This window comes from Streptomyces sp. NPDC001100 (assembly GCF_053598575.1).
This window is the reverse complement of sequence record NZ_JBSFKO010000051.1, coordinates 1-24223: the sequence shown is the minus strand read 5'-3', so window position 1 is coordinate 24223 and position 24223 is coordinate 1. Positions and strand designations below refer to the sequence as shown.

Sequence of the window (24223 nt, the reverse complement as noted above, 5' to 3'; positions counted from 1 at the left end):
CTTTCTTCGCAACCACTTCGCAACCACTTCGAAATTGTTCGCCCGGTCGGCAATACGCGGCTCGTCACTGGAGAACCACATGAAGAAGCGTGTCCTCGCCACCCGTGAAAACCTGCCCGGCCAGGGTCTGGACCGGCTCTCCGAGAGCGCGGAACTGGTGGCCTGGCCCGGTGCCGGCAAGCCCGGACCCGCCGACCTCGCCGCACTCGCCCCCGGGGTGAGCGGCGTACTGGCCCTCGGCAACGACCCGGTGGACGCCGCCCTGATGGACGCGGCGGGCCCCTCGCTGCGCGTGATCGCCCTCGCCAGCATGGGCTTCGACAACGTCGACCGGGCAGCCGCCGCAGAACGCGGCATCGTCGTCACGCACACGCCCCGCGTGCTCGCGGAGACCACAGCCGACCTCACCTTCGCGCTGATCCTCGCCGCCCGCCGCAGGCTCGGCGCGGCCGGGGCGAGCCTCGCGGAGGGCTCCTGGGGACTGTTCCGGATGCACGACCACCTGGGCCTCGACGTCCACGGCGCCACCCTCGGCCTGATCGGCTACGGCCAGATCGGCCGCGCCGTGGCCCGCCGGGCACACGGTTTCGGCATGCGGGTGATCCACCACGACCCCTACGCCCCCGACGACGACCTCTCGACCTCGGTCGGCCTGGCCGCACTGCTGGCCGACGCCGACGTCGTGTCGCTGCACGTGCCGCTCACCGAGGAGACCCGCCATCTGATCTCGGCCCGCGAACTGGCCGCGATGAAGCCCACGGCCACGCTGGTCAGCACCTCGCGCGGCGGAGTGGTGGATGAAGCGGCCCTGCTCGATGCCGTTCGTGCGGGACGGCTGCACTCCGCCGGGCTCGACGTCTTCGAACGCGAGCCGATGGGACGGGAGTTGTCCCCGCTGGTCGCCGAGCCGAACGTGATCGCCCTCCCCCACATCGGATCGGCCACCGAGGCGACCCGGGCCGCGATGGTCGACCTGGCGGTCGACAACATCCTCGACGTCCTGGCCGAACGGGCCGCCCGTACGCCCCTTCCGGGCAGCACGGCGGTGGCGGGCGCACCGGTCGGCGGCTGAACCCCGCCGCTCACCCCGCCTGCGTGCTGGTGAGACCGGCCCACTGCAACAGGAACCGCAGCGCCTCCTGCGAGGGCGAGTCCGGCGGCGCGGTGTAGGCGACGAGCAGCTGCTCGGGGTGGGTGTCCACGGTGAACTGCTGGACGTCGAGGGTGAGTTCTCCCGCGACCGGATGGACGTACGTCTTGGTGAGCTGCCGCGGCCCCCGTACCTGATGCTCGGCCCACCAGGTGCGGAAGTCCGCGTCGCGGGCCCCGAGTTCACCGATCAGGGCGTCCAGCGCGGGGTCGTGCGGGGTACGGCCCGCCTCCATGCGCAGGACGGCCACGCACTCGCGGGCCGCCCGGGGCCAGTCGGCGTACAGGGCCCGGAAGTCGGCGTCGAGGAAGGTGAGCCGGATCAGGTTGCGCTCGGCCGGGGGCAGTGCGCCGAAGTCGGTCAGGAGCGCGGAGGCCGCGCGGTTCCAGGCGAGTACGTCCATGCGACGGTGCAGCACCATCGCCGGGACGTCGTGCATCGTGTCCAGCAACTGCCGTAGCCGCGGGGCGACTTCGGGGCGCCCGGATGGACGGGGGGAGGCTCCCGGCGCGACCTCGGCCAGCGTGAAGAGGTAGGTGCGCTCGTCCGGGGCGAGCTGGAGCGCGTCGGCCAGTGCGTCCAGGACGGCGCGGGAACCCCGGCGTGTGCGGCCCTGTTCCAGCCGGACCACGTAGTCGACGCTCACATGCGCGAGGAAGGCCAGCTCCTCCCGGCGCAGCCCGGGCACGCGGCGCAGCCTGCCGTCGTCGGGGAAGCCCGCCTCGTGCGGGTCGCGTTCCGCGCGGCGGGCGCGCAGGAAGTCGCCCAGTTCGTTGCCGGAGGGGGAGGACGCGTCGCGATCTGCCATGACCCCAGTGTCCTCGGGCCGACGGGGGCGTGCCTGGTACAGAACCGCATAGGCAGAGCCGTCCCTGGCGGCGCGCGGTGGGGTGGAGTGACGGTGGGGGCACGGCCGTACACCGGCTCCCCCACCTCCGACTGGAGTGCATCCCATGCGTAGCGACGTCACCTTCCTCAGCGCGGGCCTGAAGCTCGCCGGTCACCTCTACACCCCGGACGAGGAGACGCCGGGGGTGCCGCGTCCCGCGATCGTGGTCGGGCATCCCGGCACCGGGGTGAAGGAACAGGCCTCCGGTCTGTATGCCCGCCTGCTCGCCGAGCGCGGGTTCGTCACGCTCGCCTTCGACGCCGCCCACCAGGGCGAGAGCGAGGGCGAGCCGCGCGGTCTGGAGGATCCGGGGCAGCGGGTCGAGGACCTCAAGGCCGCTGTCTCCTTCCTCGGCACCCTCGACGAGGTGGACCCCGGCCGCATCGGGGCGCTGGGCATCTGCGCCTCCGGCGGGTACGCCCTGGCCGCGACCGCGACCGACCCGCGCATCCGGGCCGTGGGCACGGTCAGCGCCGCAGACATGTCACGGCAGTTCCGGCTCGGCGCGGACGGCGCGCAGGACCCGGCCGTCGTGGAAGGCATGCTGGCCGCCGCCTCCGCGGCCCGCACCGCGGAGGCCCGCGGTGCGGACGTCCAGCGATTCCCGGTCTTCCCCAGCACCGAGGAGGAGGCGCGCGCGGGCGGCCCGCACGTCTACGAGGGCTGGGAGTACTACTGCACTCCGCGTGCCCGCCACCCCCGCTCGGCGAAGGCCCTGACCTGGACCAGCGTGGATCGCGTCGTCGCCTTCGACACGTTCGCGTCCGTCGCCCTGATCGCTCCGCGTCCCGTGCTGCTGATCGCCGGGCGTGCGGCCGTGACGTCCTGGATGAGCGTGGAGGCGTTCCAAAAGGCCTCCGGAGCAAAGGAGTTGGCGTGGATCGAGGGCGCCTCGCACGTCGATCTCTACGACCGGGACGAGTACGTCACGCCCGCCGTCGAGAAGCTGAGCGGTTTCTTCGCCGCGGGGTTGGGGGTGTGATCCGTAGACAGACGAAACTCCACAAGTAACTTGGCAAAGTTACTTGTGGAGTTTTACGGTGGGGTCATGAACACGAACCCCGAGCAGCCGCCGACCGTCGCCACCGCGCAGCGGCTCAGCGACGCGATCATCCGGGTGCGCGCACGACTGCGCACCGAGTCGGGGCAGCACGCGACCGGTCTCACGCCCACGCAGCTCGCCGTACTGGGGAGCGTCGTACGGGAGGGGCCGGTCACCGCGGCGCGGCTGGCCGCGCTGGAGCGGGTCAGCGCGCAGTCCATCGCGCAGAGCCTGGCCGTACTGAAGGCCGCAGGGCTGGTGCACAGCGAGCCCGACGCGCGGGACGGCCGCAAGAAGCTGATGAGCGCCGATCCCTCCGCGGCCGAGCTGATCGACAAGCTGCTGAGGGGCCGCGCCACCTTCCTGGCCCGGGCCATCGACCAGCTGGTCGCCCCGGAGGAGCGGAAGGACGTCGACAAGGCCATCGAGCTGCTGGAGCGCCTCGCCGGGGCCGAGCTGGACGACGACCGGACATGAGGGCCGACGCCGCCAAAGCCGTCGCCGCGGCACGCGACCTCGCGCGCAAGCCGTTCTCCTGGACCTTCACGACCCCGCTCTACGTGGGCGCGAGCCTCAACCCGGTCAACAGCTCCATCATCGCGACCGCCCTGGTGCCGATCGCCACCGAGCTGCACGTCTCGGTCGGCAGCACCGCCGTGCTGGTCTCCTCGCTGTACCTGGCCAGCGCCATAGCGCAGCCCACCGCCGGCAAGCTGGCGGAGGCGCTAGGGGCACGCCGGATCTTCCTGGCCGGGATCGTCCTGGTGCTGCTCGGCGGTGTCGTCGGGGGGCTCGGCCAGAACCTGGCGATGCTGACCGTCGCCCGTGTCCTGGTCGGTATCGGCACCTCGGCCGCGTTCCCCTGCGCGATGGTGCTGATCCGGCGCCGCGCCCAGGACGCCGGTCTCGACGGGCCGCCGGGCGGAGTGCTCGGCGGGATCGCGATCGCGGGCATGGCCACCGCCGCCGTCGGGCCACCGATCGGCGGGCTGCTCGTCGGCGCGGGCGGCTGGCGCTGGGCGTTCCTGATCAACATCCCGGTCACCGCGATCGCCATGGTGATGGCGGTGCGCTGGCTTCCCAAGGACCCGGCGCTCGACCGCGCGGACCGGCGGTTTCGCAGGGTCGCCGACCGGATCGACCTGCCCGGCATCCTCGGCTTCGCCGTGACGATGAGCGCGCTGGTCATCTTCCTCATGGACCTCCCCCGGCCCGACTGGATCGCCCTCGCCGTCTTCGCGCTGGCCGCCGTACCCACCGTCAGTTGGGAACTGCGCAGGACGGCGCCGTTCTTCGACTTCCGCGCCTTCGCCGCGAACGGCGCCCTCACCCGCACCTATCTCCGCCAGGGGCTCACCCTGCTCGGCACCTACTCGGTGATGTACGGCATGACGCAGTGGATGGAGGCCGCGCACGGGTACTCCACCGTGACGGCGGGACTTCTCCTGCTGCCGATGGGCGCCGTCTCCGCACTGCTCTCCCGCCCGCTGGCCAGCCGCAACCTGGTGCGCGGCCCGCTGATCGTCTCGGCGCTGACCATGCTGATCGGCTCGGCCGGGATCATGCTGCTCACCTCGGACAGCCCGGCGATCGCCCTCGTACTGGTCTCGCTGGTCTTCGGCGTCACCTCGGCCGCCACCACCGTCGGCAACCAGACGGCCCTCTACCTCGCCGCGCCGCCCGACCAGATCGGCACCGCCTCCGGACTGTTCCGCACCTTCGGCTACCTCGGCACCATCACGTCCGCCGTGATCGGCGGGATCGTCTTCCGCGCCGGCGCGAGCGACCACGGCCTGCACATCCTCGGCCTAGTCCTGGTCGGGGCGGGCGTCGTGGTCCTCCTGCTGACCGTCCTGGACCGCCGTCTGATGGGCCGCGGCACGACCACTTCCCCCGCACGTACGGAAAACCCCACCAAGGAGAACCTCACGTGAGCACCACCCCCCTCCCCACGATCGACCCCACGCGCACCGCCCTGCTGGTCATGGACTTCCAGAACGGGATCGTCCCCGCCGTACCCGACTCCGACGCCCTCGTCGAGCGGGTCAAGGACTCCGTCGCCCACGTCCGCTCCGCCGGCGGCACCATCGGCTACGTCCGCGTCGCCTTCACCGAGGACGACTGGGCGGCCGTCCCCGAGCACAACCCGACCTTCAGCGGGGTCGCCGGGGCGGAGATGCTGCACCACGAGGACGCCTCGACCCAGATCGACGAGCGGCTCACCCCCGAGGACGGCGACCTGGTCGTCCGCAAGATCCGCTACGGCTCCGGCTCCACCACCGATCTCCACCAGCAGCTGGACGAGCGGGGCATCGACACCCTGGTGCTCGCCGGGATCAGCACCAGCGGTGTCGTCCTGTCCACCGTCATGGACGCCGCCGACCGCGACTACCGCGTCCTGGTCCTGTCCGACGGCGTCGCCGACCCCGACGCCGAGACCCACCGGGTGCTGGTCGAGAAGGTGTTCCCGTCCCGGTCCCAGGTCATCGACACGGCGGCGCTACGAGAGCTGCTGCGCTCCGCCTGACGGGGTCCCCGGCAAGACCACCCGGAGCTTCCGCACCCGCCCGTCCTGCCGGGACATCAGCCAGGCGAGGCTGGGCGGGCAGGGGTTGGGGACGACGGCGGGGTTGACGGGCTCCATCTCCCAGATGGCGATGTCGCGGCTGGCCACGACATGGCGCAGATGCCGGGTCACGCCCTTGGTCCTGGTCTCCTGCATGGCCGGGAAGGGATGGACGCGGCCGCCCTCCTTGTTGAGGACGCCGACCAGTTCGGTCTCCGCCGGCCACAACTCCAGGATCTCGCCGGGCAGTTGACCGCGCACCACGCTGGCGACCAATATCCCGATGACCGTCGACGTCGCCGGGCTTGTCGCGTGCGATTGCGCGGCTGACTGCATCGCGCTGCCCGGCGTTCTCGTGCACGACACCGACCGCCGACCAGCAATTCAGCGTCAGGACATCGCCCGCAACGCCCACACCGCACATAACCTGCACGCACAAAACCGCAGGTCAGACGCCCTTCGCCACCGGCTCCAGAATCGCCACGCACTCCACATGGTGGGTCATCGGAAACAGGTCGAACGCCCGCAACGTCCGCACCCGATACCCACCGTCCCGGAAATACCCCAGGTCCCGTGCCAGCGCCGCCGGATCGCACGCCACATACGCGATCTTCCGCGCCCCCAGTGACGCCAGGTGCTCCACGGTCTTCTTCCCGGCCCCCGAGCGGGGCGGGTCGAGGACGATCAGGTCGACCTCAGTGATCCCGGTGCGCGGAAGCACACTCTCGACCTTGCCCTGTTCGATCCGCACCCGTTCGAACCCGGCGAGATTGTGCCGCGCGTCCTCGACGGCGCGCTTGCCGGACTCGATGCCGAGGACCGCGCCCTTGTCGCCGAGGCGGTCGGCGAGGGCGCCCGCGAAGAGGCCGACGCCGCAGTACAGGTCCAACGCCATGTCGCCCTTGCGCGGGAGCAGGCCCTGCATGACCGCCTTGACCAGGGTGTCCGCGGCCATCGGGTGGACCTGCCAGAAACCGCCGCTGCCGACGCGGTACGTACGGCCGTCGGCCCGCTCGCGGACGAACGCGCGGCCGTGGACGCGGTGGATGCCGCCGTCGTGCTCCTCGACGCGCATGACGGAGACAGGGCGGTCGAGTTCGACCAGCGGAAGGCGGGCTCCCGGCCTCGGCTCCAGAATGACCATGCGGTCCTGGGAACCCGTCGCCGCGATCGCGTCGACCGAGGCCATGCCGGACCAGTCGCGCTCCTCGATGCCCAGCTCGCTGACGCCCGGCGCCGCGATCATGCAGTGCTCGATGGGCTCGACCTCGTGCGAACGGTGCTTGCGCAGACCGGCGTTGCCGTCGACGTCCACCGCGTACTGGACGCGGGTTCGCCACTGCGGGACCTGGCCCGCGGGCAGCTTGTCACCCTCGGCCGGCATCACCGTGCCGTCCCAGCCGGCCTCCTCGGGCGTGAGGCCCGCGAGCCGCTGCAGCTGCTCGGCGATGACCTCGCCCTTGAGGCGGCGCTGGGCGCCCGGCTTGGCGTGCTGCCAGTCGCAGCCGCCGCAGCGGCCGGGGCCGGCGTAGGGACAGGGCGCCTCGACGCGGTCCTTGGACTCCTCCAGGATCGTCACGGCGTCGGCCCGCAGGAACCGCGCGCCCTCCTCGCCGTCGGTGACCCGCGCGATCACACGCTCACCGGGCAGCGTGTGCCGGACGAACAGGACCTGGCCCTCGGCCGTACGGGCGATGCAGTGCCCGCCATGGGCGACGGGGCCGACCTCGACCTCGTACTCCTCCCCCACCAGCGATTTCTTCGGTTCTGCCTGCATGGCGGGGTGACTCCACAACGTCAAAGGGGGAACGGCCGGACAACAGCCCACCAGTCTACGTGGGCCCTGCCCGGCCGCTCACCACAAAGTCCGCCGCGAGGCTCAGCCCTTGGTGTCCGAGGGCTCCTTGTGCCGCTCCTCCGCCGGCCCCCGCCGCACCGCACCCGGAGCGCTCCACTCCTGCCGCTTCCGCGCCCGGATCTTCGCCGCCTCGGAGGACTCCAGCTGGTACGGCACCGACGTCACCATCACGCCCGGCGTGAACAGCAGCCGGCCCTTGAGCCGGAGCGCGCTCTGGTTGTGGAGGAGATGCTCGTACCAGTGGCCGACGACGTACTCGGGGATGATCACGGAGACCGCGTCGCGCGGCGACTCCTTCCGCAGCCCCTTCACGTACTCGATGATCGGCCGGGTGATCTCGCGGTACGGCGAGTCGAGGACCTTGAGCGGTACGTCGATCCCGCGCCGCTCCCACTCCTCGCGCAGCGCCTTGGTCTCGGCCGGGTCCACGTTGACGCTGAGCGCCTCCAGGGTGTCCGAGCGCATCAGCTTGGCGTAGGCCAGGGCCCGCAGCGCCGGGCGGTGGATCTTGGAGATCAGGACGACCGAGTGCACGCGGGACGGGCGGAGGCTGTCGTCGCTGGGGCCCTCGGGGGCCGCGATCTCCTCGGCGACCCGGTCGTAGTGCTTACGGATCGCGGTCATCGTGGCGTAGAAGATGCACATGCCGAGCAGCGCCACCCAGGCGCCGTGCGTGAACTTCGTGACCAGGACGACGACCAGGACGAGACCCGTGAAGAACGCGCCGAACGCGTTGATCGCGCGCGAGCGGACCATGTGGCGGCGCTTGGCCTGGTCCTTCTCGATGGCGAGGTGGCGGTTCCAGTGCCGGACCATGCCGGTCTGGCTGAGGGTGAACGAGACGAACACGCCCACGATGTAGAGCTGGATCAGACGGGTCGAGTCGGCGCCGTAGATCGCGATCAGCAGGGTGGCGGTGCCGGCGAGCAGCACGATGCCGTTGGAGAAGGCCAGGCGGTCGCCGCGGGTGTGCAGCTGGCGCGGGAGGTAGCGGTCCTGGGCGAGGATCGAGCCGAGGAGCGGGAAGCCGTTGTACGCCGTGTTGGCGGCCAGGAAGAGGACCAGCGCGGTGGCGGCGGCCAGCACGACGAACAGGAAGCTGCCCTTGCCGAAGACGGCCTCGGCGACCTGGGAGATCACCGGGTTCTGGACATAGCCGGAGCCGATGGCGACGCCGTTGTGGATCAGGTCGGTGGCCGGGTTCTCGGCCATACGGACCTTGGTCGTCATGGCGAGGGCGATGATCCCGCAGAACATGGTGACGGCCAGCAGGCCCATCGCCGCGAGGGTGGTCGCCGCGTTCTTGGACTTGGGCTTGCGGAAGGCCGGGACGCCGTTGGAGATCGCCTCGACGCCGGTGAGGGCGGCGCAGCCGGAGGAGAAGGCGCGCAGGAGCAGGAAGACCAGCGCGAAGCCCGCGAGGCCCTGGTGTTCGGCCTTGATGTGGTAGTCGGCGGTCGGCGCGCGCATGGTGTCGCCGAGGACGAGTCCGCGGAAGGCGCCCCACGCGATCATGATGAAGACGCCCGCGACGAAGACGTAGGTCGGGATCGCGAAGAGCGAGCCGGACTCCTTCACCCCGCGCAGGTTCATCAGCGTGAGGAGGACCACGACGGCGATGGCGCAGATCACCTTGTGCTGGACCACGAACGGGACCGCGGAGCCGAGGTTCTCGATGCCGGAGGCGATCGAGACGGCGACGGTGAGGACGTAGTCGACGAGCAGGGCGCTGGCGACGGTGAGGCCGGCCTTGGGGCCGAGATTGGTGGTGGCCACCTCGTAGTCGCCGCCACCGCTGGGGTAGGCGTGGACGTTCTGCCGGTAGGAGGCGACCACCGTGAACATCAGCACCACGACCGCGAGCGCGATCCAGGGGCTGAAGTGGTAGGCCGACACGCCCGCGATGGAGAGGACCAGCAGCACCTCGCCGGGCGCGTAGGCCACGGAGGACAGCGGGTCGGAAGCGAAGACGGGGAGTGCGATGCGCTTCGGCAGGAGCGTTTCGCCCAACCGGTCGCTGCGCAGTGCGCGCCCGATGAGGATGCGCTTGGGCACGTCGGTCAGTTTGGACACAACAGAGGATCGTAGGCCTTCGAACAGGCGATCCTCTACTCGCCACCTGCCTGAGCCATGTCATCTGCCTCTCATCTGCCTCACGGGTGAAATCGGTGACGAGTGGAGTTGCGGATTCCGTCGGGAGTGGCGACTCCGTGTCTATATGACAAAACCCCGCTCCCGCCCGCCCCCTGGAGGTTCCATGCCCTCGACCGCAGAGCTGATCGGCGCCCTCGCCGCCCTGGCCGGCCTCGGAATCCTCACCCTGGCCAGTGTGCGCAGCATCGGGCGCCGCTGACGCACAGGGGTGCCCCGGAAGGGCCGGACGTGTGTACTTTGGCCTCGGTCTGAGACCCTGATGGGGCTGAGCATTGATTTCAGGACACCGGAAGGACGGTCGTGCACATCGTCATCATGGGCTGCGGCAGAGTGGGTTCCGCTCTCGCCCAGACCCTGGAGCAACAGGGGCACACGGTCGCCGTGATCGACCGGGACCCCACCGCCTTCCGTCGGCTGGGCCCGGGATTCGGCGGTCGCCGGGTCACCGGGGTCGGCTTCGACCAGGACACGCTGCGCGAAGCGGGCATCGAGGAGGCGGGCGCGTTCGCGGCCGTCTCCAGCGGTGACAACTCGAACATCATCTCCGCGCGGGTGGCCCGCGAGATGTTCGGCGTCGAGAACGTGGCGGCCCGTATCTACGACCCCCGCCGCGCCGAGGTCTACCAGCGCCTGGGCATCCCCACCGTCGCCACGGTCCGCTGGACCGCCGACCAGATGCTGCGCCGGCTGCTGCCCTCGGGCGCGGAGCCGCTGTGGCGGGACCCCACCGGCGGTGTCCAGCTCGCCGAGGTGCACGCCTCGGCCGCCTGGGTCGGCCAGCGGATCAGCAAACTGCAGGAGGAGACGGGCGTCCGCGTGGCGTTCCTCACCCGTCTCGGCGAGGCGATGCTGCCCTCTTCGCAGACCGTGTTGCAGGAGGGCGACCTCGTGCACGTGATGATGCGTACGGACGAGGTCGACAAGGTCGAGGCGGCGTTCGCCAAGGGTCCCGAAGAGGAGGGCGGTCACTGATGAGGGTCGCCATTGCCGGAGCCGGCGCGGTCGGACGTTCGATCGCCGGAGAGCTGCTGGAGAACGGTCACGAGATCCTTCTCATCGACAAGGCCCCGACCGCGATCTCGGTCGAGCGGGTCCCCCAGGCGGAGTGGCTGCTGGCCGACGCCTGCGAGATCACGTCCCTGGACGAGGCGGCGCTCCAGCGCTGCAACGTGGTGATCGCCGCGACGGGCGACGACAAGGTGAACTTGGTCGTCTCCCTCCTGGCGAAGACGGAGTACGGCGTTCCGCGCGTCGTCGCCCGCGTCAACAACCCGAAGAACGAGTGGCTCTTCAACGAGTCCTGGGGCGTCGACGTGGCCGTCTCCACCCCGCGCCTGATGTCGGCCCTGGTCGAGGAAGCGGTCTCGGTCGGCGACCTGGTCCGCCTCCTCCGCTTCAGCCACGGCGACGCGAACCTGGTGGAACTGACCCTTCCGGAGGAGTCTGCCCTGGCCGGCACCCAGGTCGGCGACGTGGAGTGGCCCGAGGACACCTCCCTGGTCACGATCATCCGCGGCACCCGCGTCCTGACCCCGTCCCGCGAGGACTCCCTGGAGGCGGGCGACGAGCTGCTGTTCGTCGCGGCCCAGGCTCGCGAGGAGCAGCTGGAGGACCTGCTGTCGGTGCGCCGGGAGGACGCGGCGAGCTGATCGGCGGCGATACGACGAGAAGGGCGCCCTGGAAAACAGGGCGCCCTTCCACGTTCACTTCTCGACAGGCGGTAAACGGCTGGTGGGCGGGCAAAGGTCCCCGGGGTCTGGGGGCAGAGCCCCAGGGACGCTCACACCGACGCCGGTCACACGTCTCGCCGGTGACGCCCCTCCGCCGCGGCCGCCGCCTTGCGTTCCTTCTCCGCCTGTTCCTCCGCTTCCATCTCCGCGAACACGTCGATCGGCGCGGGCGCCTTCGCGAGGAAGACCCAGGTGAGCCAGACGGCGAGGAGGAAGGGCGGGATCTTCAACGCGACCAGGACCCAGCCGAGTTGGGCGGTGTTGGCCCACCAGTAGAGCGGGAAGAGGATCGCGCACTTGGCGAGCAGGATCAGGCCCCAGGCCCAACTGGCCTTGGCATAGGCCTTCTTGCGGCCGGGGTTGCGGGTGCGCCAGGAGAGGTTCTCCTTGAAGACCGGGCCGAGGATCAGGCCGATCAGGGGGACGCCCGCGAGGGTCGTGATGATGTACGCCAGCGCCAGGCCCAGCGTGTAGAGCATGCCGGGGAGGTAGAAGTTCTTGGCGTTGCCGGTCATCATCGCGAAGACGACACCGAAGGCGACGCCGAAGACACCGCTGAAGGCGTGCTTGACGGTGTCACGCTTCACCAGGCGGACCACGACCAGGACCAGGGACACGGCGAGGGCGGCGATCGCCGACCAGTGCAGGTCCTTGTTGATCGTGAAGATGGTGACGAAGAGGAGGCCGGGCAGGACCGTTTCGATCATGCCGCGCAGTCCGCCGAACGCCTCGAAGAGGGCCGCCTCGGTCACCGCCCGGACATCCTGCTCGCTGTCTTCGGCGTCCACGGTCTCTGTGGTCGGCTTGTCGAGCGACGTCACCGGCTACTCCCGTCCGAGGGGTCTCAGTTCGTATTTCGGGTTGAAGAGCACCCGGCGGCCTCTGCTCATGGAGATCCGGCCGGACGCGATCAGCTTGCGTCCCGGCTCTATGCCCACGATGGAACGCCTGCCGAGCCACACCACGTCCAGGGCGGCGGAGCCGTCGAACAGCTCGGCCTCCAGGGCCGGGACTCCTGCCCGGGGGCGCAGCGTGACCGTGCGCAAGGTACCAGTAACCGTCACGATCTGTCGGTCGTGGCAGTCGCCGATCCGGACACAGCCCTCGGTCTCGGAGTCCTCACGCAGCTCCTCGGACTCCAGGTCCTCCTGCGAGGAGGACAGCCGGTCGAGCATGCGCCGGAACCGGCCGGCCGGCTTTTCGGAACGGGAGACAGCGCTCATATCTGAAGCGTACCGGGGTCCACCGACAGCGACGTACCCGCGTCGTCAGCGCTCGAACCGGTAGCCCATCCCGGGCTCCGTGATGAAGTGCTTCGGGTGCGCGGGGTCCGTCTCCAGCTTGCGCCGCAGCTGTGCCATGTAGACGCGGAGGTAGTTCGTCTCGGTCCCGTAGGACGGCCCCCACACCTCCTGCAACAGCTGCTTCTGGCTGACCAGCCGCCCGGTGTTGCGCACCAGCACCTCCAGCAGATGCCACTCCGTGGGCGTCAGCCGTACGTCCCGCCCGTCGCGCTGGACCTTCTTGGCGGCCAGGTCGACGGTGAACTCCTCGGTCTCGACCAGGACGTCGTCCTCGCCGCCCCCGGTGGGCTCGGCCCGGCGCACGGCGGCCCGCAGCCGCGCCAGCAGCTCGTCCATGCCGAAGGGCTTGGTGACGTAGTCGTCGGCGCCCGCGTCCAGCGCCTCCACCTTCTCGTCCGAGGAGTGCCGGGCGGACAGCACCAGGATCGGCACCCGGGTCCAGCCGCGCAGCCCCCTGATCACCTCGACGCCGTCCATGTCGGGCAGCCCCAGGTCGAGGACGACCACGTCGGGGTGGCGGGAGGCGGCGAGGTCGAGCGCGGTCTTGCCGTCGGCCGCCGCGTCGACCTCGTACTTCCGCGCCTTGAGGTTGATCACGAGGGCCCGCACGATCTGCGGCTCATCCTCGACCACGAGGACCCTGGTCATGAGACCTGCCTTTCCGGTTGTACGTCTTTCGCGTCACGCACGTCTTCCAGAGCACTGTCCTCCGGCGCGAGCTCCAGTGGCTTCGCCGCGCGGAGGCTGAGGACCATGGTGAGGCCGCCACCGGGAGTGTCCTCGGCGTTCAGGGTGCCGTTCATGGCCTCGGTGAAGCCACGCGCCACGGCGAGGCCGAGCCCCACTCCGGCACCGCGCGGGGCGTCGCCGTAGCGCTGGAAGGGCTCGAAGATGCGGTCCTTGGCCTCGTCCGGGACTCCGGGGCCCCGGTCGACCACCCGGACCTCCACCCGGTCGGCGATGGCGCTGGCGGACACCAGGACCGGTCGGTCCGGCGGGCTGTACTTGACGGCGTTCTCGACCAGGTTGGCCACCGCCCGCTCCAGCAGCCCCGGGTCCACGGCGACCATGGGCAGCGTCTCCGGGATGTCGAGTTCGGCGCTGCCCTCGGGGACCCCGACCAGCGCCATGGGCACCACCTCGTCGAGGTCGATCTCCCGGACGATCGGGGTCACCGTGCCGGTCTGCAGGCGGGACATGTCGAGGAGGTTGCCCACGAGGTGGTCGAGCCGGTCGGCGCCGTCCTCGATGCCCTCCAGGAGCTCGGCCCGGTCCTCCTCGGACCACGCCACGTCGTCGGAGCGCAGGGAGGAGACAGCCGCCTTGATGCCGGCCAGCGGGGTCCGCAGATCGTGGCTCACGGCCGCCAGGAGGGCCGTACGGATGCGGTTGCCCTCGGCGAGCGCACGGGCCTGGTCGGCCTCCTCGCGCAGGCGTCTGCGGTCCAGTACGACGGCGGCCTGGGCGGCGAAGGCGGCCAGCACCCGGCGGTCGGAGGCGGGCAGCACCCGGCCGGTCAGCGCGAGGGCCATGTGGTCGCCGACCGGCATGTCCACATCGCCGTCCTCGGGCCGCTCCAGCGGCGCCCCGACGCCGACCCGGCCCGCGCAGGTCCAGGGGTCGACGTCGCTCTTGCGTTCCAGCAGCGCCACGGACTCCATGCCGAAGGTCTCCCGGACCCGCTCCAGGAGCGAGTCGAGGCTGGTCTCGCCGCGCAGCACGCTGCCCGCGAGGAAGGAGAGGATCTCCGACTCGGCGCGCAGTCTGGCGGCCTGCTCGGTGCGTCGCGCGGCGAGGTCGACGACGGAGGCCACGGACACGGCGACCCCGACGAAGATCGCGATGGCGACGATGTTCTTGGGGTCGGCGATGGTCAGCCGGTGCAGCGGGGGCGTGTAGTAGTAGTTCAGCAGGAACGACCCGAGGGCCGCCGAGACCAGCGCCGGCAGCAGTCCGCCGAGCAGCGCCGCCGCGACGGTCAGGGACAGGAACAGCAGCATGTCGTTGGCGAGCCCGAGATGGATCGCGTTGAGCAGGAACGCGAGGCCCACCGGCCCGGCCACGCCGACCACCCACCCCGAGACGATCCGGGCCCGGCCGAGCCGCGCGCCCCGGGCCACCGGCAGTCCGCGCCCCTTGGCGACCTCTTCGTGGGTGACGATGTGGACGTCCAGGTCGGGACCGGACTCGCGGGCGACCGTGGTGCCGACGCCGGGCCCGAAGACGTACTGCCAGGTCTTGCGGCGCGAGGAGCCGAGGACGATCTGGGTGGCGTTGACCCCGCGCGCGAAGTCGAGCAGCGCGGCCGGGATGTCGTCGCCCACTACGTGGTGGAAGGTGCCGCCCAGGTCCTCGATCAGGGTGCGCTGCTGCGCGAGTTCCTTCGGGGAGGCGGAGGTCAGGCCGTCGCTGCGGGAGATGTAGACGGCCAGCACTTCGCCGCCGGCCCCCTTCTCGGCGAGCCGCGCGGCCCGCCGTATCAGCGTCCGCCCTTCCGGCCCGCCGGTCAGTCCTACGACGATCCGCTCGCGCGAACCCCAGATCGCCGACACCTGGTGCTCGCTGCGGTACTCCTGGAGGTACTCGTCGACCCGGTCGGCCACCCACAGCAGGGCCAGCTCCCGCAGGGCGGTGAGGTTGCCGGGGCGGAAGTAGTTGGAGAGGGCCGCGTCGACCTTGTCGGGCTGGTAGATGTTGCCGTGCGCCATCCGTCGCCGCAGCGCCTGTGGCGACATGTCGACCAGTTCGATCTGGTCGGCCCGGCGGACGACCTCGTCCGGCACGGTCTCCTGCTGGCGCACTCCGGTGATCGACTCGACGACGTCGCCGAGGGACTCCAGGTGCTGGATGTTGACGGTCGAGATGACATCGATGCCCGCCGCGAGCAGCTCCTCGATGTCCTGCCAGCGCTTGGTGTTGCGGGAGCCCGGGATGTTGGTGTGGGCGAGTTCGTCCACCAGGGCGACGGCGGGGGCCCGGCGCAGTACGGCGTCGACGTCCATCTCGGTGAAGACGGTGCCCCGGTAGGCCAGCTCCGCGCGCGGGACCTGCTCCAGACCGTGCAGCATCACCTCGGTGCGGGCCCGGCCGTGGTGCTCCACGAAGGCGACCACGCAGTCGGTGCCCCGCTCCACCCTGCGGTGGGCCTCGGACAGCATGGCGTACGTCTTGCCGACGCCCGGTGCCGCACCGAGGTAGATCCGAAGCTTGCCGCGTCCCATGGCCCCATTGTCTTCCCGTCACACCCGTGCACGCAGCGTCGACTTTACGGCCAATAAGTCCGACAAAAGGGGTGACGAGCCTGGTCCTGGACGTCTTTGACACAACCCTGATGCCCGTACGGCACGGTACGGGCATCGGGGCGCGGCGGTGCTCAGTTGGGGTTGTCGCCGTGAGTCAGGGTCTCCCAGGCCACGAAGAGGTTGTTGGTGCCGGCCGGGCGGTTGTCGAGGGTGAGCGTCTGGGTGTTGGTCATGGCGATGCCCAGGCGGTTGTGCAGCGCGTTGTAGCCGACCTCGGTGACCGGTCCGAGCCCGAGGGTCAGCGACCCGCCGCACAGCCAGCTCGGGACGGCCACCCCCAGCTGGTACTTGGACTGGAAGCCGAGCGCCTGCCGCAGCCGCTCGCCGACGTCGGTGCCGTAGAGGTCGGTGCCCTGAATCCGGCTGGTCTCGGCGACGTGCGAGATCGAGGAGAGGCCGTACCCGGTGTGCGTGAAGTCGCGGCACGTCTCCTGGGTGAGCCCGGTGACGAAGGTCGACTGGCCCTGCCAGTAGGCGACGATCTTCGCCGTGGTGTTGAGGTTCTGGCTCGGCACGGTCTTCGGTACGGAACCGTCCGAGGCCAGGTAGATGTACGCGGCCGTGCGCGTCCGGAAGAGCGCCATCGCCTTGTCGTACGACGTCCTGTCCTCCAGGAAGACGGAGATGCCGATCACCGCGTCCATCATCGTCAGCTCCCAGTTCCCGTTGGAATTGGAGCCGTTGATGATCTCGGGGAGGTAGACGTTGCGGAGCATGGTCGTGAAGCGGGCCGAGTTGGTCCAGGTCCCGGTGTACGTGTACTTGATGATCTCGGCGGCCTTGGGCCAGGAGGCTCCGGCCCAGCCGGTCTGCAGGGGCGCGTTGCTGTTGGTGTGGCTGGTGATCGTGGCCGACCAGGCGTCCATGATCTCGATCGCCTTCTGGGCGTAGCGCGCGTCCTTGGTGATGTACCAGGCGAGCGCGTCGGTGTAGGCCGCCATCGCGTCCTCGCGTTCGTCGGTGCAGCCGTAGTTGGGGTTGGAGTACGAGCCGCACTCGACGACGGCTCTGGGCTTCGGGGTCCGGCTCAGACTGGCGTAGGAGCTGGCCATCATCTGGTCGTAGGCGCCCTTCCAGGGCTGGGCGCCGGCGAGGACCTCGGTGCGGGCGAAGTCCAGCTGGCTTCTGGAGACGTCGACCCCGGGGTGGACGAAGGTGGCGGGGGCCGCCTCGGCGGTGGGGCCGCCGGGCTGGGCGAAGAAGCCCAGGACGAGTGCGGTGACGACGGAGAGCAGGGCAGCGCGGCGCACGGTGACTCCGTTCTCGTATGTGAACACAGAGCACCCTCATGAACTCGGGCGTTGAGCCGAGACCATAGGTACGGACCAATGCACCGTCAAGAGTGCGCGCATGACGAAGGGCCGCACCCCGGGAGGGATACGGCCCTTTCGCCTCTGTTCGTTCCCATCAGGCGGGTCCGGCGAAGTCGGCCATGGTTCGACCGCGCTCCGAAGGGGCGCGGGGCTGTGCCGATTTGCGGCTCCGCCGCGTAGGCGCGACCAGCCACGACGGCGCCGCAGACGACGGACGGCGCAACCCGGCCGTCCCAGCGGAGCGCTCAGCGGACCTCGGTGATCTCCGGTCCGCGCTGCAACTGGCCCATGCCACCGGAGAAGCGGGAACCCGCCTCCTCCTGCTGGACGCCCTCGGGAACCATCTGGGCGTCGTTCGGCAGCTTCAGGACGATCGGGTCGCGGGGCGCCATCGGGCCCTCGCCGCGCACGACGACCGTGTCCCGGAAGATCTGCTCCAGCAGACCGGCCGCCTGCGGCTGCACCGCGCCCTGCCCGGAGATCACCCCGCGCAGGAACCAGCGCGAACCGTCCACACCGACGAACCGCACCACCTGGAAACCGCCCGTGCCGTCCGGCAGCTGCACCGGAACCTGCGCGCGCAGCTCCCAGCCCAGCGGACCCTCGACCTCGTCGACGATGCCACCCTGCTGGGTGATGCCGCTGGCGATCTCCTCGCGGACCTCACCCCAGATGCCCTCGCGCTTGGGAGCGGCGAAGGCCTGCAACTGGATGGCACTGTCCTTGAGGACCACGGTGGCGGCGACGATCGCGTCACCCGCGACCTCGACCCGCAACTCCATGCCGTCGACTCCCGGCACGAACAGACCGCCCAGGTCCACCCGGCCCTCCGCGGGGTCGCCGACCTCCGAGTCGTCCCAGGGTCCGTCGGGGCGGGGCTCCGGTTCGAGCCTCACGCGCTCCACCGCGTCCGCCTCAGTGTCGACGTCGTCGACGACCTGCTCGGCCTCGCTCGCCGCGTCCTCGGCGGCAGTGCCCTTCTTGCGACGTCCGAACACGTCACTGTCCTTCCCGGTCGGATACGACCGAAGCGTATCGATTCCCACCCGTGGTGCCGCCCACTGCGGCGTGACCGCCGGTGGACCCGAAGCCCCCCTCGGCCCGCGCCGAATCGGGAAGTTCCGCGACCTCCTGGAAGCGGACCCTCTCGACCTGCTGGACGACCAGCTGGGCGATCCGGTCGAAGCGCTCGAACCGTACCGACTCGTACGGGTCGAGATTCACCACGATCACCTTGATCTCCCCACGGTACCCGGCATCAACCGTCCCCGGGGCATTCACCAGGGCAACACCGCAGCGGGCGGCGAGCCCCGAACGGGGGTGTACGAAGGCCGCGTACCCCTCCGGGAGCGCGACAGACACCCCCGTGGGCAGTACGGCCCGTTCACCCGGCTTCAGTTCCCGGCCTTCGGTGGTCCGCAGATCCGCGCCCGCGTCACCGGGATGCTCGTACGACGGAAGCGGTACGTCGGGGTCGACGCGCCGGATCAGTACGTCCAGGGGACTACGGCCACTGCTCACGGGTTCACCTCGAAGGCACGGGTACGCCGGACCTGGTCCGGGTCGTCCATGGCGGCCCGGATCTCCTGCGGGCGGCCGTTGTCGATGAAGTGGTCGACCTTCACCTCGATGAAGAGCGCGTCCGCGCGGACGGCGACCGGCCCGTCGGGGGCGCCGATGCGTCCGGTGGCGGTCGAGTAGATCTTCCGGGCGGCCACGGCCGTCACCTCGGCCTCCAGGTACAGCACGGTGTCCACGGGCACCGGCCGCACGAAGTCGGTCTCCAGGCGGCCGGTCACCGCGATCGTCCGCAGCAGCCAGTTCAGCGAGCCGAGGGTCTCGTCCAGCGCGCTGGCGAGCACTCCGCCGTGCGCGAGGCCCGGGGCGCCCTGGTGGGCGGCCCGCACGGTGAACTCGGCGGTGATGGTCACGCCCTCGCCGGCCCGCGCCGCCAGATGCAGCCCGTGCTGCTGGTCGCCGCCGCACCCGAAACACTGTTCGTAGTGGGCACCCAGCAACTCACCGGGCGCGGGCGCGTCAGGGTGCCGCACCGGTTTCACGGCGTCGGACGGAGGCTTGAGAGCTGGAGAAGTACCACCCACAGGCGCAGACCTTACCCGCGCGTCGGTAAGTTCCCGACACCGTGCCAAGCTTGGCTCCATGCAGCTTTCCGCCTCCCCCTACGACGAGCGCCTCACCGCCCCCCGTTCGTGGTGGTTCATCTCGTTCCTGGTCGGCGTCTCCTTCGCCCTGATCCTGCTGCCCTTCGGCACCCTGCCGCTGCTCGGCGGCCTGGTCGGCGGCACCGCGTTCGCCGCGGTCACGGCCAGCTCCTACGGCTCGCTCCGGATCCGGATCGTGGGCGACTCGCTGATCGCCGGCGAGGCGAAGATCCCGGTGACGGCCCTGGGCGAGGCGGAGATCCTGGACCCGGAGGAGGCACGTGCCTGGCGCACGTACAAGGCCGACACCCGCGCCTTCCTGCTGCTGCGCTCCTACATCCCCACGGCACTGCGCGTGGAGGTCACCGATCCGGCCGACCCGACGCCGTACCTGTACCTGTCGACGCGCGAGCCGGAGCGGCTGGCGGAGGCGCTGAGGGCCGCACAGGCGGCGGCCGTCTAGCACCTGCCCCCTAGGGACCGAGTTCCTTGGCGATCTCGCCCATCCTCAACGGGTCGGGCGGGGCCTCCAGGGGCGGGAGTTCGGGCAGCGCGTCCCAGGGCACCTGGGCCTTGCGCAGGTCCTTGCGGATGCGCTCGGCGAGCTTCTTGGTGTCCCGGCGGTTCATGACCGCTCCGACGGCGGCGCCGACCATGAAAGGCATCAGGTTCGGCAGGTCGCGGACCATACGTTTCATGATCTGCTGGCGCAGTTCGCGCTTCATGTGGCCGTTCAGCGCGGCGCTCATGGTCGACGGCTTGGTCACGTCGATACCGCGCTCCCCGGACCAGGAGTTCAGATACGCGGTGCTGCGCTGCCTCAGGTCGCCGGGCGGGCGGACGCCGTAGACCTCGTACAGCTCGGCGATCAGCTTCAGCTCGATCGCGGCGACGCCGGTGATCTCGGCGGCCAGTTCGGTGGGCATCGCGGGCGGGACGGGCAGCATCGCCGCGGCACCGATGCCCGCGCCGACGGTCGACGTCGCGTTCGCAGCGCCCGCCACCAGCTTGTCGGCGAGCTGCTCGGGCCCGAGGCCCGGGAACTGGCGCCGAAGGGCTTCGAGGTCCCGTACGGGGATCCGCGGGGCGATGTCGATTATTCGGTCGGCGAGGTACGCCAGGCCCGCCCTGGCCCGGCTGCCGCCCTTGCGGACGCCTTCCCTGGCCTTGTCCCGGATGACCGCCACCCGTCGTTTGGCGACGGGGGCGGCTGCGGGAACGTCCAACGGCACCGGGAGGTCAACCCGGTCGGCCGCCGGTTCGAGCGAGGCTGATCCCAGATCGGATGAGCCCCGCTCGTCGTCACGCGCGCCATGAGGGCCGTCGGTCGGCCCTTCGTCCGCTCCCTGCTGGAGGGAGCGGCGCTTCCAGGGTGGGGTCGAGCCAGTCACGGCCGACCCCTCCTCAGTCGCAGTCGCGGCAGATCGGCTGGCCGTTCTTCTCGCGGGCCAGCTGGCTGCGGTGGTGCACCAGGAAGCAGCTCATGCAAGTGAACTCGTCCTGCTGCTTGGGCAGCACCCGGACGGCCAGCTCTTCGTTCGAGAGGTCCGCTCCGGGCAGTTCGAGGCCCTCGGCCGCCTCGAATTCGTCGACGTCCACTGCGGAAGTCGACTTGTCGTTCCTACGCGCCTTGAGCTCTTCAAGGCTGTCCGAGTCGACGTCGTCGTCGGTCTTGCGTGGGGTGTCGTAATCCGTTGCCATGTCGCGCTCTCCCCCTCTGGGTGTCTGCGGTGTCTCCAGCGCACGTAACGCGTGAGAGGCCGGACTTGTGCCCGACCTGAGGCGGAGATTTTGCCTCACATCAAGGTCTGTTACTCAATCGACACCCAACCGGACCCCTCAAGAGTGATCGGCTTGGATGGCGAAGGGGACCGTACACGGTCCCAATGCCGCTCTTCAAAGGCACCTCACCGTGTACTTCCCGTGATCAAGACCCCTGAAAACCCGGATTTTCCCGGCTTTCCGACAGGGTGCATGATCACGGAGAGTAGATGCCCCGAAAATCGTGCTTGTGATCGATCACACACAAGAGTGCCGAAGATGCGGTCCGAAAATTCCGCGCAAAGCGAACATCCTCGTGTGTCGGCGACATGATCTCAGATGGGCAGGGTGACTCGCATCACGAGCCCACCCCCCTCGCGGGGCTGGGCCGAGATATGGCCACCGTGTGCGCGCGCCACGGACCGCGCGATCGACAGGCCGAGGCCCACACCCTTGTCGCTGCCCGTTCGCTCCGTACGGAGCCGTCTGAAGGGCTCGAAGAGGTTGTCGATCTCGTACGCCGGGACCACCGGACCCGTGTTGGACACGACCAGCACCGCGTGGCCGTGCTGAACCTCGGTGGTGACCTCGACCCACCCGTCCTCGGGCACGTTGTACCGCACCGCGTTCTGCACCAGGTTCAGGGCGATCCGCTCCAGGAGGACGCCGTTGCCCTGGACGACGGCGGGTTTGCGCTCGCCGCGGATGACCACGTTCTTCGCGCTCGCCTCCGCGTGCACCTGGTCGACGGCCTGCTCGGCGACCTCGGCGAGGTCCACGGGCTTGCGCTCGACGATCTGGTTGTCGCTGCGGGCCAGCAGCAGCAGTCCCTCCACGAGCTGCTCGCTGCGCTCGTTGGTGGCCAGCAGCGTCTTGCCGAGCTGCTGGAGCTCGACCGGGGCGCCGGGATCGGACAGATGCACTTCCAGGAGCGTGCGGTTGATCGCCAGTGGGGTGCGCAGCTCGTGCGAGGCGTTCCCCACGAAACGCTGCTGTGCGGTGAAGGCCCGCTGCAGCCGGTCCAGCATCTCGTCGAAGGTGTCCGCGAGTTCCTTGAGCTCGTCGTCGGGGCCGTCCAGCTCGATCCGGCGGGACAGGTCCGAGCCGGCCACCGCGCGGGCGGTCCGGGTGATCCGACCCAGCGGGGACAGCACCCGGCCCGCCATCGCGTACCCGAAGGCGAAGGCGATGATCGCGAGGCCGAGCAGGGTCAGCAGGGAGCGGCTGAGCAGGTCGTCCAGGGCGTGCTGACGCTGTTCGTTGACGCACTGGTTCATCGCGTTGTTCAGCTCGCTGGCCAGCGGCTCGGACGGGAAGTTGCAGGTGCTGCTGCTGACCGAGCCGGAGATCACCTTGAAGGGCAGCTCACTGCCCACGTTCAGCGCGTGCGCCGCGAGCAGGTAGATGATCGACAGCAGCAGTATCCCGGCGATCAGGAACATGCCGCCGTACAGCAGCGTGAGCCTTATGCGGATGGTGGGACGCAGCCAGGGGAACGGCGGTTCGGGCCTTCTGGGGTCCCACGTGGGCTTCGGGGGCGCCTGGGGAGGCGCGGGGGTCGTCGCCACGGTGGATCAGATCCGGTAGCCGGAGCCGGGGACGGTGACGATGACCGGGGGCTCGCCGAGCTTGCGGCGCAGCGTCATGACCGTCACTCGCACCACGTTGGTGAACGGGTCCGTGTTCTCGTCCCACGCCTTCTCCAGGAGCTGCTCCGCGGAGACGACGGCGCCCTCGCTGCGCAGCAGCACCTCCAGGACGGCGAACTCCTTCGGGGCGAGCTGGACTTCCTTGCCGTCGCGGAACACTTCGCGCCGGTTCGGGTCGAGCTTGATGCCCGCGCGCTCCAGGACGGGCGGCAGCGGCACGCTCGTACGGCGGCCGAGGGCACGCACGCGTGCCGTCAGCTCGCTGAACGCGAAGGGCTTGGGCAGATAGTCGTCGGCGCCGATCTCCAGGCCCTCCACGCGGTCACTGACGTCGCCGGACGCCGTGAGCATCAGCACGCGGGTGGGCATGCCGAGCTCCACGATCTTGCGGCAGACGTCGTCGCCGTGCACGAGCGGGAGGTCGCGGTCGAGGACGACCACGTCGTAGTCGTTGACGCCGATGCGCTCCAGGGCGGCCGCACCGTCGTACACGACGTCGACGGCCATGGCCTCCCGGCGCAGTCCGGTGGCCACCGCATCGGCGAGCAGCTGCTCGTCCTCGACGACGAGTACGCGCACGTCGCTTGTCCTTCCTCTGTCCACCCGCGTAGCGCGTCTCGGCGCACGCGGGCAGGGTCTTCGTGGCTGTGTGACCTCCATCCTGCCCTTTTCGGCCATAAGTCGGCTGTAAGGCGGCCGGACGCAAGATGAAGGTCGGGTATGCGGCCCGGGAATGCGGGATTTTCTCGATGGGTTGAGGTTTCCACCGGAGGGAGTGCGGGGAGGACGGCTTTACACCCCGCGATCACGCTCTGCATGTGGCAAGCCACCTTGTGGTACGTCCAACGCTTCCGCAGAGCGGGCGTGGGTGTCCGGCACCGTCGCCGCCCAGCCAGGGCAGCGCTGGGCACCCGCATCCGCAGACGTGATCGCCCCTTCCGAACGGCACACCCCCGTGCCACCCGACCCACGACCCAGGACGAGGGGGCGCAGCATGGACGCATTCACCGCAGGACTTCTGCAGCGCATAAGGGCGACCGAGACCGACCTGACGCGGGCTCGCGACGAGGGCGACGACTTCCTCGTCGAGGTGGAACAGGCCGAGTTGGACGACCTGCGCCGCCTCGCCGCCGACCACGGTGTGGAGGTCAGCGCGACGAGCGTCTGATCAGCGCAAACAGCAGAAAAGCAGAACCCCGGCGAATCCAGCGCCGGGGTTCTGCTGCATTCCCCGCCCACCCCGACCCACGGCAAGGGCCCACCAACTCCCACCGTCCCCACGCGCCGGCCGAGAGGGAGCCGCAGGGGCGCGCCGGTGTCGAGAGGCCCACCGCGCGGAGGCG

At 70.2% G+C, this 24223-nt stretch carries 25 protein-coding genes; 9 read left to right on the top strand and 16 right to left on the bottom strand.

Features of this window, described 5'->3' with window-relative positions; translation table 11 throughout:
* Positions 1 to 79: 79 nt before the first annotated feature.
* Positions 80 to 1072, top strand: a complete 993-nt coding sequence (locus ACWDEW_RS43990) for a 2-hydroxyacid dehydrogenase (protein ID WP_450521235.1) — start codon at positions 80 to 82, stop codon at positions 1070 to 1072.
* A gap of 10 nt (positions 1073 to 1082) precedes the next feature.
* On the opposite strand, the gene ACWDEW_RS43985 is transcribed toward ACWDEW_RS43990, so the two are convergent.
* Positions 1083 to 1958, bottom strand: a complete 876-nt coding sequence (locus ACWDEW_RS43985) for a helix-turn-helix transcriptional regulator (protein ID WP_450521233.1) — start codon at positions 1956 to 1958, stop codon at positions 1083 to 1085.
* Positions 1959 to 2103: 145 nt separating this feature from the next.
* On the opposite strand from ACWDEW_RS43985, the gene ACWDEW_RS43980 reads away from it, so the two are divergent.
* From ACWDEW_RS43980 to ACWDEW_RS43965, 4 genes are all read left to right on the top strand, one after another.
* Entirely contained in the window at positions 2104 to 3021 is a 918-nt protein-coding gene (locus ACWDEW_RS43980) for an alpha/beta hydrolase (protein WP_450521231.1), read from the top strand.
* A gap of 66 nt (positions 3022 to 3087) precedes the next feature.
* A complete protein-coding gene (locus tag ACWDEW_RS43975) occupies positions 3088 to 3558 on the top strand; it encodes a MarR family winged helix-turn-helix transcriptional regulator (RefSeq protein WP_450521229.1) in 471 nt (156 codons plus the stop codon).
* Complete coding sequence (locus ACWDEW_RS43970) at positions 3555 to 5015, top strand: MFS transporter (protein WP_450521227.1); 1461 nt, start codon at positions 3555 to 3557, stop codon at positions 5013 to 5015. Before ACWDEW_RS43975 ends, ACWDEW_RS43970 begins: the two co-directional genes overlap by 4 nt.
* Positions 5012 to 5608 (top strand): cysteine hydrolase, encoded by a 597-nt coding sequence (locus tag ACWDEW_RS43965; RefSeq protein ID WP_450521226.1) that lies wholly within the window; start codon positions 5012 to 5014, stop codon positions 5606 to 5608. Before ACWDEW_RS43970 ends, ACWDEW_RS43965 begins: the two co-directional genes overlap by 4 nt.
* Here the strand turns inward: ACWDEW_RS43965 and ACWDEW_RS43960 are convergent.
* The 3 genes from ACWDEW_RS43960 to ACWDEW_RS43950 form a co-directional block, all read right to left on the bottom strand.
* Positions 5582 to 5983 carry a hypothetical protein gene (locus tag ACWDEW_RS43960; RefSeq protein WP_450521224.1) on the bottom strand — a complete coding sequence of 134 codons (402 nt, stop codon included), beginning with the start codon at positions 5981 to 5983 and terminating at the stop codon, positions 5582 to 5584. The genes ACWDEW_RS43965 and ACWDEW_RS43960 overlap by 27 nt on opposite strands.
* Before the next feature lie 112 nt (positions 5984 to 6095).
* Positions 6096 to 7424, bottom strand: coding sequence for a class I SAM-dependent RNA methyltransferase (locus ACWDEW_RS43955; RefSeq protein ID WP_450521222.1), 1329 nt, complete (start codon positions 7422 to 7424; stop codon positions 6096 to 6098).
* Between the two features lie 102 nt (positions 7425 to 7526).
* A complete protein-coding gene (locus ACWDEW_RS43950; protein ID WP_450521220.1) occupies positions 7527 to 9578 on the bottom strand; it encodes an APC family permease in 2052 nt (683 codons plus the stop codon).
* 381 nt (positions 9579 to 9959) lie between these two features.
* Between ACWDEW_RS43950 and ACWDEW_RS43945 the strand changes: the two genes are divergently transcribed.
* The gene (locus ACWDEW_RS43945; RefSeq protein ID WP_329259214.1) at positions 9960 to 10631 is read left to right on the top strand and encodes a potassium channel family protein; all 672 of its coding nucleotides are present in this window, start codon (positions 9960 to 9962) and stop codon (positions 10629 to 10631) included.
* Positions 10631 to 11308, top strand: coding sequence for a potassium channel family protein (locus tag ACWDEW_RS43940; RefSeq protein WP_019061074.1), 678 nt, complete (start codon positions 10631 to 10633; stop codon positions 11306 to 11308). Before ACWDEW_RS43945 ends, ACWDEW_RS43940 begins: the two co-directional genes overlap by 1 nt.
* A 146-nt stretch (positions 11309 to 11454) precedes the next feature.
* Here ACWDEW_RS43940 and ACWDEW_RS43935 read toward each other — a convergent pair whose 3' ends face one another.
* The 8 genes from ACWDEW_RS43935 to ACWDEW_RS43900 all read right to left on the bottom strand — a co-directional run bounded on the left by ACWDEW_RS43935 (position 11455) and on the right by ACWDEW_RS43900 (position 19410).
* Positions 11455 to 12210: a DUF3159 domain-containing protein gene (locus tag ACWDEW_RS43935; RefSeq protein WP_450521217.1), complete on the bottom strand. Its 756-nt coding sequence runs from the start codon at positions 12208 to 12210 to the stop codon at positions 11455 to 11457.
* A 3-nt stretch (positions 12211 to 12213) separates the two neighbouring features.
* Entirely contained in the window at positions 12214 to 12612 is a 399-nt protein-coding gene (locus ACWDEW_RS43930; RefSeq protein WP_019072967.1) for an OB-fold nucleic acid binding domain-containing protein, read from the bottom strand.
* A 45-nt stretch (positions 12613 to 12657) separates the two neighbouring features.
* Positions 12658 to 13341, bottom strand: coding sequence for a response regulator (locus ACWDEW_RS43925; protein ID WP_019061071.1), 684 nt, complete (start codon positions 13339 to 13341; stop codon positions 12658 to 12660).
* A complete protein-coding gene (locus tag ACWDEW_RS43920) occupies positions 13338 to 15914 on the bottom strand; it encodes an ATP-binding protein (RefSeq protein ID WP_450521214.1) in 2577 nt (858 codons plus the stop codon). The genes ACWDEW_RS43925 and ACWDEW_RS43920 overlap by 4 nt, the downstream gene beginning before the upstream one ends.
* A gap of 152 nt (positions 15915 to 16066) precedes the next feature.
* Entirely contained in the window at positions 16067 to 17272 is a 1206-nt protein-coding gene (locus tag ACWDEW_RS43915) for an alginate lyase family protein (RefSeq protein WP_450521213.1), read from the bottom strand.
* 281 nt (positions 17273 to 17553) lie between these two features.
* Positions 17554 to 18306 carry a DUF3710 domain-containing protein gene (locus ACWDEW_RS43910; protein WP_019072963.1) on the bottom strand — a complete coding sequence of 251 codons (753 nt, stop codon included), beginning with the start codon at positions 18304 to 18306 and terminating at the stop codon, positions 17554 to 17556.
* Between the two features lies 1 nt (position 18307).
* Entirely contained in the window at positions 18308 to 18829 is a 522-nt protein-coding gene (gene dut, locus ACWDEW_RS43905; protein WP_019072962.1) for a dUTP diphosphatase, read from the bottom strand.
* Positions 18826 to 19410: a PaaI family thioesterase gene (locus tag ACWDEW_RS43900; protein WP_450521210.1), complete on the bottom strand. Its 585-nt coding sequence runs from the start codon at positions 19408 to 19410 to the stop codon at positions 18826 to 18828. Before ACWDEW_RS43900 ends, dut begins: the two co-directional genes overlap by 4 nt.
* A 58-nt stretch (positions 19411 to 19468) precedes the next feature.
* Between ACWDEW_RS43900 and ACWDEW_RS43895 the strand changes: the two genes are divergently transcribed.
* On the top strand, positions 19469 to 19933 hold the full coding sequence (locus ACWDEW_RS43895; RefSeq protein ID WP_399121467.1) for a DUF3093 domain-containing protein: 465 nt from the start codon (positions 19469 to 19471) through the stop codon (positions 19931 to 19933).
* Between the two features lie 10 nt (positions 19934 to 19943).
* Here ACWDEW_RS43895 and ACWDEW_RS43890 read toward each other — a convergent pair whose 3' ends face one another.
* The 4 genes from ACWDEW_RS43890 to ACWDEW_RS43875 all read right to left on the bottom strand — a co-directional run bounded on the left by ACWDEW_RS43890 (position 19944) and on the right by ACWDEW_RS43875 (position 23459).
* A complete protein-coding gene (locus ACWDEW_RS43890) occupies positions 19944 to 20861 on the bottom strand; it encodes a hypothetical protein (protein WP_450521208.1) in 918 nt (305 codons plus the stop codon).
* Between the two features lie 13 nt (positions 20862 to 20874).
* Positions 20875 to 21171 (bottom strand): DUF4193 domain-containing protein, encoded by a 297-nt coding sequence (locus tag ACWDEW_RS43885; RefSeq protein ID WP_005481602.1) that lies wholly within the window; start codon positions 21169 to 21171, stop codon positions 20875 to 20877.
* A gap of 395 nt (positions 21172 to 21566) precedes the next feature.
* Positions 21567 to 22799 (bottom strand): sensor histidine kinase, encoded by a 1233-nt coding sequence (locus ACWDEW_RS43880; RefSeq protein WP_450521206.1) that lies wholly within the window; start codon positions 22797 to 22799, stop codon positions 21567 to 21569.
* Between the two features lie 6 nt (positions 22800 to 22805).
* Positions 22806 to 23459: a response regulator transcription factor gene (locus tag ACWDEW_RS43875; protein WP_010983842.1), complete on the bottom strand. Its 654-nt coding sequence runs from the start codon at positions 23457 to 23459 to the stop codon at positions 22806 to 22808.
* A 415-nt stretch (positions 23460 to 23874) separates the two neighbouring features.
* Between ACWDEW_RS43875 and ACWDEW_RS43870 the strand changes: the two genes are divergently transcribed.
* The gene (locus ACWDEW_RS43870; RefSeq protein ID WP_019072956.1) at positions 23875 to 24048 is read left to right on the top strand and encodes a hypothetical protein; all 174 of its coding nucleotides are present in this window, start codon (positions 23875 to 23877) and stop codon (positions 24046 to 24048) included.
* Positions 24049 to 24223: the final 175 nt, after the last annotated feature.

Coding starts and splice junctions, on each gene's coding strand:
- ACWDEW_RS43990 (WP_450521235.1), top strand. CDS start 80: ATGAAGAAGCGTGTCCTCGCCACCCGTGAAAACCTGCCCGGCCAGGGT.
- ACWDEW_RS43985 (WP_450521233.1), bottom strand. CDS start 1,958: ATGGCAGATCGCGACGCGTCCTCCCCCTCCGGCAACGAACTGGGCGAC.
- ACWDEW_RS43980 (WP_450521231.1), top strand. CDS start 2,104: ATGCGTAGCGACGTCACCTTCCTCAGCGCGGGCCTGAAGCTCGCCGGT.
- ACWDEW_RS43975 (WP_450521229.1), top strand. CDS start 3,088: ATGAACACGAACCCCGAGCAGCCGCCGACCGTCGCCACCGCGCAGCGG.
- ACWDEW_RS43970 (WP_450521227.1), top strand. CDS start 3,555: ATGAGGGCCGACGCCGCCAAAGCCGTCGCCGCGGCACGCGACCTCGCG.
- ACWDEW_RS43960 (WP_450521224.1), bottom strand. CDS start 5,983: ATGCAGTCAGCCGCGCAATCGCACGCGACAAGCCCGGCGACGTCGACG.
- ACWDEW_RS43955 (WP_450521222.1), bottom strand. CDS start 7,424: ATGCAGGCAGAACCGAAGAAATCGCTGGTGGGGGAGGAGTACGAGGTC.
- ACWDEW_RS43940 (WP_019061074.1), top strand. CDS start 10,631: ATGAGGGTCGCCATTGCCGGAGCCGGCGCGGTCGGACGTTCGATCGCC.
- ACWDEW_RS43930 (WP_019072967.1), bottom strand. CDS start 12,612: ATGAGCGCTGTCTCCCGTTCCGAAAAGCCGGCCGGCCGGTTCCGGCGC.
- ACWDEW_RS43925 (WP_019061071.1), bottom strand. CDS start 13,341: ATGACCAGGGTCCTCGTGGTCGAGGATGAGCCGCAGATCGTGCGGGCC.
- ACWDEW_RS43920 (WP_450521214.1), bottom strand. CDS start 15,914: ATGGGACGCGGCAAGCTTCGGATCTACCTCGGTGCGGCACCGGGCGTC.
- ACWDEW_RS43895 (WP_399121467.1), top strand. CDS start 19,469: ATGCAGCTTTCCGCCTCCCCCTACGACGAGCGCCTCACCGCCCCCCGT.
- ACWDEW_RS43885 (WP_005481602.1), bottom strand. CDS start 21,171: ATGGCAACGGATTACGACACCCCACGCAAGACCGACGACGACGTCGAC.
- ACWDEW_RS43870 (WP_019072956.1), top strand. CDS start 23,875: ATGGACGCATTCACCGCAGGACTTCTGCAGCGCATAAGGGCGACCGAG.